Origin of the sequence: Streptomyces sp. NRRL S-118, from assembly GCF_000716335.1 — a bacterium.
Lineage (GTDB): Bacteria > Actinomycetota > Actinomycetes > Streptomycetales > Streptomycetaceae > Streptomyces.
Window position 1 is genome coordinate 90838 of sequence record NZ_KL591024.1, and the last position, 7622, is coordinate 98459.

The window sequence follows — 7622 nt, forward strand, 5'->3', positions numbered from 1 at the left end:
AGAGATGTGTATAAGAGACACCATGGGGTAGTCGTAGCGGATGAACCCGTTGAAGCTCGCCACCTTGTCGTACAGAGCCCGCGCGGTGGTGTTGTCCTCCTGGGTGGTCCAGTACAGGCGTGCGGCCCCCCGCTCGCGCGCGGCATCCGCGACCCCCTCGATCAGCATCCGCGCCACGCCCCGGCCGCGCGCCGATCCGTCGACGAAGAGGTCCTGGAGGTAGCAGCTCTCCCCCATCCAGAACGTCGCGTGGAACAGATAGTGCGCGATGCCGACCAGCTTCCCGTCCGACCATGCGCCGATGCCGTGGAAGTCCGTGCCGAGCCGCAGCCGCTGCCACGTCTCCTCGTACCCCTGGTCCGGCACCGTGGTGCGGTAGAAGGCCTTGTAACCGCGCGCCAGCACGTCCCAGCCGGCGCGATCCTCGTCGCGCAGCGACCCGATCTCGATCATGGTCGACCATGATGGCACGCGCCTTTGACGCGTCGTCATCGGCCCGGGCCGGGGTCCGGGTGGACGGCTTGCGTGATGCCCGCGCGTGCCGCCTCCAGCTGAGCGGCGAAGGCGACACCCAGGAACAGGGCGATCCCGGTCACGTTGGCCCACAACAGCAGCGCCACGAACGCGGTCAGCGGCCCGTAGACGGCCCCGAAGGATCCGCTCCGGCTGACGTAGAGGGCGAGGAGGCTCGTGGCGCCCGTCCACAGCAGGAGGTGCACCCCTGACCCGAAGACGAGCCAGGTGTAACCCGGCTGATCGCGGCGCGGTGCCCAGCGGAAGATGACGGCCGACGCCAGTGCCGCCAGCACGATCCCGACCGGGAGGTGCAGTCCCTCCCACCAGGTGAGCACGGCGGGTGGCCAGTGGAGCGCCTGGACCACTGCTTCTCCGATGTCCGGCCCGGCGACCATGGCGAGGAAGCCGCCGCCCAGCGGGAGGCCGGCGCACAGGGCCAGGAGCGTCCCCCTGCCGTACTTGGCGGCGAAGGGACGGTCCCGCTCGATGCCGTAGATGCGGTTGCAGCCGCGTTCGATCTGCCCCATGGCCGACGCCAGGTTGACCACGGCGAACCCCATGCCCATCCACATCGCGACCGCGCCGGCCGTGTCCCCGGCGCTGCGCCGGGTGTCGGCGAGTGCCTGGCGTACGACTTCCGCGCTCGTACCCGGCACGATGCGGGCCAGGGCCAGCTCGACGGCCTTGCCGAGTCCTTCCGTGTGCACGGTGGTGGTGATGCCGACGAGGGCGATGGTGAACGGCACGATGCCCAGCACCACCTGGTACCCCAGCGAACGCGCGAAGCTGAAGCCGTCGGCGTAGCGGAAGCGTGCGAAGGAGTCGACGAGGAGCTTGCGTCCGCCGTAGTGCCGCAGTGCGGTGAACGCCTCATCGCCCGACAGTTCGTCACCGAGCATGTCCCGCGTCTGCGGTACGTGTACGACCGTGCCCATGGAGCCCTTCCTGCGTGGCGCCCGGGCTCCTCGGTGGTGCCCTTGCGCACGGATGCGGCCCACACTGCGTCACGCGGCGTCGGCGTCCTCCGCGACCGAGTGTGGTTTCTCGTCCTCGAACCAGTACCCCGGCACGACTGCCGCGCACTGGTGAATACGCCGACGGCCGCCGCCTCGCCGGGCGGACGCCGGGCGGAGCCGGCGAAAGGCGGCGAGAGGCGGCGCCACCGGACTGCCGTAGGAGGCGGTCGGTGGCGCCCGGGCTCCTCGAGGTCAGATGCGATGCACCGTGTGCAGCTTCTTCGCGTAGGTGCCCGTGCCGTCCAGGAGCGAGGCGCCGCCCAGGTCGGACATGGTGGGGCCGTTGATCGTCTTGCGGCTGGAGAGGAAGCGGCGCTTGCCGGCCGCGTCCTTGCCCAGGTAGATGCCGACGTGGTCGACCGTGATCGTCGGGTTGTCGTCACCCGAGTCGGCGTTGAAGAGCACCAGGTCGCCGGGTTGCAGCAACGCCGCCGCGGGCGGGGTCGTACCGTCGGCCGTACGGTCGATCCGCACGCCGGGCGCGTACTCCACCATGTTCCGCGACTTGCGCGGGATGCGGGTCCTGGACGTGTCCTCGCCCGCGGCCAGCGGGACGCCCATGTGGTAGCCGTAGACCATGCGTGTGTAACCGGAACAGTCGAGGTTGCCGACCTGCTTGCTGGAGGGGCCGGTGTACGTCCCGTCGGGGAAGGTCCAGCCGACGTTCATGTACTCGTGGAAGTCGGCGCCCTCGTAGCGGTAGCCCTGCGGGTCCAGGTAGCCGTAGCCCGACTCGCCCAGGACCTGCTTGTCCTTGGCGGGACCGGAACCACTGGTCACCGCCGGGGCGCCGGCGAGGAACATCGCCGCGTACGCGAGGACGTCCGGCGCGGTGGAGCCGGCCCACCCCCGTATGACCTGCTCCAGTTCCGGGGTCCAGGTGCCGTCGAACGGTTCCGGGAGCACGCGCACCCAGTCGCCGTGCGTGACGCTCGGCGGCGTGGCCCAGTTGGCGGCGTCCACCTCGAAGCGGCTGACGAGCAGCTTGACGGGGAGGTTGGTGCAGCCGTCGTTGGCGAGCGCGCGCAGGCCGACGCGGCCCGCACCGAAGGTGGGGTCGGTGACGTCCACGGTCCACGCGGACGGCTCCGTGGAGGCGGAGCGCCACGCCTTGACCTGGATGCGGGCGCCCTGGCGGCGCACCCGGATCGTCCAGTCGGTGCCCGCGGGCACGCCCGTCGCGAGGGGGACGGCCGCGGTCAGCTGGGTGACCTCGTCGGCGACCTCCTTCTCGACGCGCAGTTCGACGGCGCCGGAGGTGAGGAAGGACAGGCGGGCCCGGTAGCTGTTGTGGGTGTCCTGGTAGCCGAAGGACAGGGCGTACGAGCAGGCCTGGCCGGTGGGCACCTTGTCGAAGCGGGCCACGGAGCGCACGTCGACGTCGGTGATCTCGTCGTCGCGCAGGGTGGCGTGGCGGCTGGCGAAGTCAGTGGTGAGGGCGATGATGCCGGTGCCCGGCACGACCGAGTAGTCGGTGTCGGCGGGGCCGAGGGTGGACCAGCTGCCGCCGCCCGGCGAGGTGCCCCAGTACTGGCGGTCCGCGAGGGGCAGCGACGCGTCCGGCAGCGTGCGCTGGAAGTCGTCCACGAACGGCTTCTTGTTCTCGGTGAACGTCCGCGTCGGGCCGGGCAGGACGACGGTCCGCGCGCCGTGTGTCAGCAGCGCCACGCGCTTGCCGCCGGAGGTGACCTCGGTGCGGGCAGGAGTGCCGGGCAGGACGGCGGCGGTGAGCGGAGTGTTCAGCGTCAGCGGCGTGAAGTACGACGCGTTCAGCGGGGGCAGCGTCACGGAGGAACGGGCCGAGGTGAGGCCGGCCGGGCCGGGGAAAGGATCGACAGGGACAGGTGCCGAACCGGCGGCCCGGGCGGGGGTGGCGACAAGACCGCTCAGCGGGACGGTGGCGGCCGAGGCCGCGAAGAGGGCGAGCACGTTGCGCCGTGAGGTGTGAGACATGACGTCATGATCCGTGGAGGCCCGGTGAAGACGAGCATCGCCCCTGGTCAAAGCCCGTTCTCATGCCGAGCGCGCAGTAAGTCCCGATGTGACGGTTTCACATGACTGATCATCTCATCAGCCGATATGCCAGCAGGCTCGGGGAGGAGGCCTGGGCGCAGGCGGCGTCGCTGGAGGCGGAGAGGAACCGGGTTGCCGCTCCGCCGTCGTCGTACCGCTCGGCGGACGACCGGTGGGCACCGACGGATACGGGTGCGCGTTGCGGCTCCAGCGGGGGCACCGACGGATGCGGGTGCGCCTTGCGGCACCGGCGCGGTCAACGACGGAGACGAGTGCGCGTTGCGGCTCCGGCACGGGCTGCGCGGCGGACGACCGCCGAGTCGGCTCGGCGTACCGTCCGCTCCGGGGGACCATGCACCGAGGTGGGTGTTCCGGAGAGCTGGTCGGTCAGGTGACCGACCGCCGACGAAAGGGTTCCGGCGTGCAGGAGCTGGCGATCATCGAGGCACCGTCCGTACTGGGGCTGCGCCCATCCGGTGTCCAGGACCTGCCGACGGCTCTGCTCGACGCGGGGCTGCAGGACCGCCTGGGGGCGGCGCGGGCCGGCCGGGTCGAGGCGCCGGCTTACGATTCCGAGCGGGACGCGGCCACCGGGATCCTCAACCCGGCCGGTATCGCGCAGTACTCCGCCCGCCTGGCCGACGCGGTCGGCGGTGTTCTCGACCGGGGCGGCTTTCCCGTGGTCCTCGGCGGTGACTGCACGATCCTGCTCGGCAACCTCCTCGCCCTGAAACGCCGCGGACGCTACGGCCTGTTGTTCCTCGACGGCCACACCGACTTCTACCAGCCGTCGGCGGAGCCGGCCGGGGAGGCGGCCTCGATGGAGCTCGCCCTGGCCACCGGCCGTGGCCCGCGGCTGCTCGCCGACCTCGAAGGCCGCGGCCCCCTGCTCCGGGACGAGGACGTCGTCGCCTTCGGCTTCCGCGACTCGGCCGAGTCCGCTGCACGCTGTCGGCCTCGACGGCGTGCGCGCGGCCGGCGCCGCGGCGGCGGCGCACCAAGCGGTCGACCGTCTCGCGGCCGGCGGGAGCGCCGGTTTCTGGGTCCACCTCGACGTCGACGTCCTGGACGACGCCCTCATGCCGGCCGTCGACCACCGCATCCCCGGCGGGCTGTCGTGGCAGGAACTGGAGCATGTGCTGCGAACGGCGCTGGCGGACGAACGGGCTGTGGGTCTCGACGTCACGATCTTCAACCCCCGCCTCGACCCCGGGGGAACCATCGCCGCCCGCCTCGCCGAGTGCCTCGGTCGAAGCTTGTCCGCGCGCACGGACCACGGAGGCTGAGCCCCCGGACGGCACCGGCAGGGCCGGCCGGAGGCTTCCGGGCGGTGCGGCCGGGAAGACAGGCCCGGCGGGAATGCGGCAGTTCCCGTTACGAAGCGGACACGCGGGCCGGTGCGACCGGCTCGGCCCGGGCGTCACCGTCATCGCACATCGCTTGCCCGAACAGCTTCAACAGCGCGTCGTCGATGGGGTGGTGCTGCGGCGTTCCCGAGGAGTCCACCTCGTTCCACCTCTGGAGGTTGACCGCGACGGACATCCGGCGCTTGCCGTCGGCACGGATCAGGGACACCGTTCCCGCTCCCCAGACCGTTCCGTCATGGCCCCAGAAGGTGCCGCACGCCGCGAGGTCGACCTTGTGCAGACCGAGGCCGTACTCGATCGTCGATCCGTCCAGGTGGCGGACGGGCAGTGTGCGCTGCATCTGCGCCAGCGACGACGGATGGACGATTCGGCCGCCGAGCAAGCTGCCGTAGAAGCGGTTGAGATCCTCCATGGTCGACACCAGGGCGGCACCCGTCCACGTCCAGGACGGATCGTAGACACTGTAGTCACGCGGTGGGGAGATCAAGCCGTGGAGCGCCTCGTACATCTTCGGGTGCGGTCCCTTGATACGCGGCCCGGTCGGGAACGAGGTGTGCCGGAGTCCGGCCCGCTCGATGATGTTCCGGGTGATGTACTCCTCGGCCGTGGTACCGGTCACCTGCTCCAGGAGCAGGCCGAGGAGCAGGTAGTTGGTGTTGGAGTACACGCCTGTGGGGCTTCCGGGCTCGCCGGCGGGAGGGGCCGCCAGCCCCATCTCGATCAGCTCGGCCGGGCGGAACTCCCGGAACCGGTTGTCGTCCAGGCTCCTGGACGAGACATCCGGGCTGGTGGGGAATCCCCGCAGGGAAGGGAAGGCATAGGGGATGTAATCGGGAAGCCCACTGGTGTGGTTGAGCAGCATGCGGACGGTGATCTTCCTGCCCCGCTCCCCCGGCACCAGCCGCGGCAGGTAGCCGCCGATCGGTGCGTCGAGGTCGATGCGGCCCTGCTCGACCTGCTGCATGATCGCGGCGGCGGTGAAGGTCTTGGTGACACTGCCGATGCGCTGCCGCATGTCCGGTCTGATGGGCCTGCCGGTGCTGACGTCGGCGACCCCCGCGGCGCCGCGCCAGGTCGTGCCGCCGTCGCGCACCTCGGCGAACACCCCGGGCACCCCCGCGTGGTGGACGCCGTCCATGGCGGATTCCAGCTGCGCGGGATCGAGGCCGGCCGACGGGCCGGTGGTGCCGGCGACCGGGGCGGTTCGGGTCCGTTCGGGCGCGGGGGCCGCCGCCGTCGTGCCGGCGCACACACTGAGCGCGGCCACGCTCGCACACAACACCGTGCGGATCTTCATGACGTCCGTCCTCTCGTGATCGATGAGTGCAACGGGGACTGTTCCCCGTGCTTTTCGGTGTCCGCGGCTCACGCGGCCAGCGCGCGGCGCAGCACTGCGGCGAGCTCGGCGATCTGCCGCTGCGAGACCTCGGCGGACAGGATCGCCTGTGACCCGTGGAAGGTTCCGGGCCACTGGTGGAGCTCGACCGGAACGCCGGCCCGCAGCAGGCGCAGCGCGTACTCGATGCCTTCGTCGCGGACGGGGTCGAACTCCGCGGTCGCGATGTAGGCCGGTGGCAGGCCGGACAGGTCGGTGGCCCGGGCCGGGGCGGCGTACGGTGTGGCGGGCCGGGAGCCCAGGTAGTACCGCCACACCGTGGTGAGCGTGTCGCGATCGTGCCAGGGCGTGTCGGTGAAGTTGCGCTGCGACCACGTCTCCTGCCGGTCGTCGAGCCCGGGCTGGTTGAGCAGTTGGAAGCGGATCGGCGGCCCCTGCTCGTCGCGAGCCCGCAGCGACACCGCGGCCGCGAGCCCCGCACCGGCGCTGTGGCCTCCGACCGCGATCCGCTCCGGGTCGATACCGAGATCGGCCGCGTGTTCGGCGGTCCAGGTCAGTACGGCGTACGCGTCGTCGAACGCCGCCGGGAACGGATGCTCCGGCGACCGCCGGTAGTCCACCGAGATCACGACCGCGCCGGAGCCTGCCGCGAGCCGGGTGGCCCACGGGTGCTCGGTGTCCAGGTCGCCGAAGACGAATCCGCCGCCGTGCAGCCAGACGATGGCGCCTCGTGCCTGGTGCGGGCGGTGGATCCGCACCGCCACGTCCGGGTCGGCGGTCACCGTGCGGTCCTCCACCTCCAGGCCCGTGGTGTCCGGCGCCGGAATCGCGGCGGCACGCTCCGCGAAGTTCCTGCGGGCAGCGACCGGGTCGTTCATGTCGGGCTTGGGAAGGAACGGTATGAACGCTTCGAGTTCGGGATCCATGACGTCCATCCTCACGGTCGCCGCCCGAGGGTTCACCCGCCATTCGTCGCGCATCCCCACCCGCTCGCGCGCCGTTCGGCGCGCCACGAGCCGCGTGCCCCGGGGCAAGGCACGGACGCCCGACGCCGCCGCCTGAGCGGTTGTCTGCCGCCAAAAGCCTTGGGGCACAGGTGAGTACGCGTACTCATGTCCCCCGGATGCATGGTTCGTACCGTGAGCCTGACTTCGGTACGGGGGGCGCAGAGGTGCGGAGGAACGCATGGGGCAGGGCATGTCAGGAGTGGCCGTACGGTACGGATCCGGGCAGCGGCGCAGGTCTGCCGCGGTGGCGGCTCTGATCGTCCTCGCGACGCCGGTACTCGGCGCCTGCGGCACGGAGCGCGTGACGACGGGGGCGACCAACCGGACGGCGACCGGCGGCACGACGACCGACGGGAGCACGACCGAC

Annotated in this window: 5 protein-coding genes and 1 pseudogene; 1 reads left to right on the plus strand and 5 read right to left on the minus strand. The window is 71.4% G+C overall.

Annotated features, from left to right (window positions below):
• The 3 genes from IH00_RS0130215 to IH00_RS0130225 all read right to left on the minus strand — a co-directional run.
• On the minus strand, positions 1-453 hold a 453-nt coding region (locus tag IH00_RS0130215), incomplete at its 3' end, for a GNAT family N-acetyltransferase (protein WP_063835454.1).
• A 35-nt stretch (positions 454-488) separates the two neighbouring features.
• A complete protein-coding gene (locus IH00_RS0130220; RefSeq protein ID WP_031079137.1) occupies positions 489-1451 on the minus strand; it encodes a YihY/virulence factor BrkB family protein in 963 nt (320 codons plus the stop codon).
• 273 nt (positions 1452-1724) lie between these two features.
• On the minus strand, positions 1725-3485 hold the full coding sequence (locus IH00_RS0130225; RefSeq protein ID WP_031079138.1) for an NlpC/P60 family protein: 1761 nt from the start codon (positions 3483-3485) through the stop codon (positions 1725-1727).
• Between the two features lie 412 nt (positions 3486-3897).
• Between IH00_RS0130225 and IH00_RS37860 the strand changes: the two are divergent.
• Positions 3898-4831, plus strand: a pseudogene (locus IH00_RS37860) (arginase family protein).
• Positions 4832-4919: 88 nt separating this feature from the next.
• Here the strand turns inward: IH00_RS37860 and IH00_RS0130235 are convergent.
• Both IH00_RS0130235 and IH00_RS0130240 read right to left on the minus strand, forming a co-directional pair.
• On the minus strand, positions 4920-6209 hold the full coding sequence (locus IH00_RS0130235; RefSeq protein ID WP_078888033.1) for a serine hydrolase domain-containing protein: 1290 nt from the start codon (positions 6207-6209) through the stop codon (positions 4920-4922).
• A gap of 68 nt (positions 6210-6277) precedes the next feature.
• Positions 6278-7174: an alpha/beta hydrolase gene (locus tag IH00_RS0130240; protein WP_052411740.1), complete on the minus strand. Its 897-nt coding sequence runs from the start codon at positions 7172-7174 to the stop codon at positions 6278-6280.
• Positions 7175-7622 lie beyond the last annotated feature (448 nt).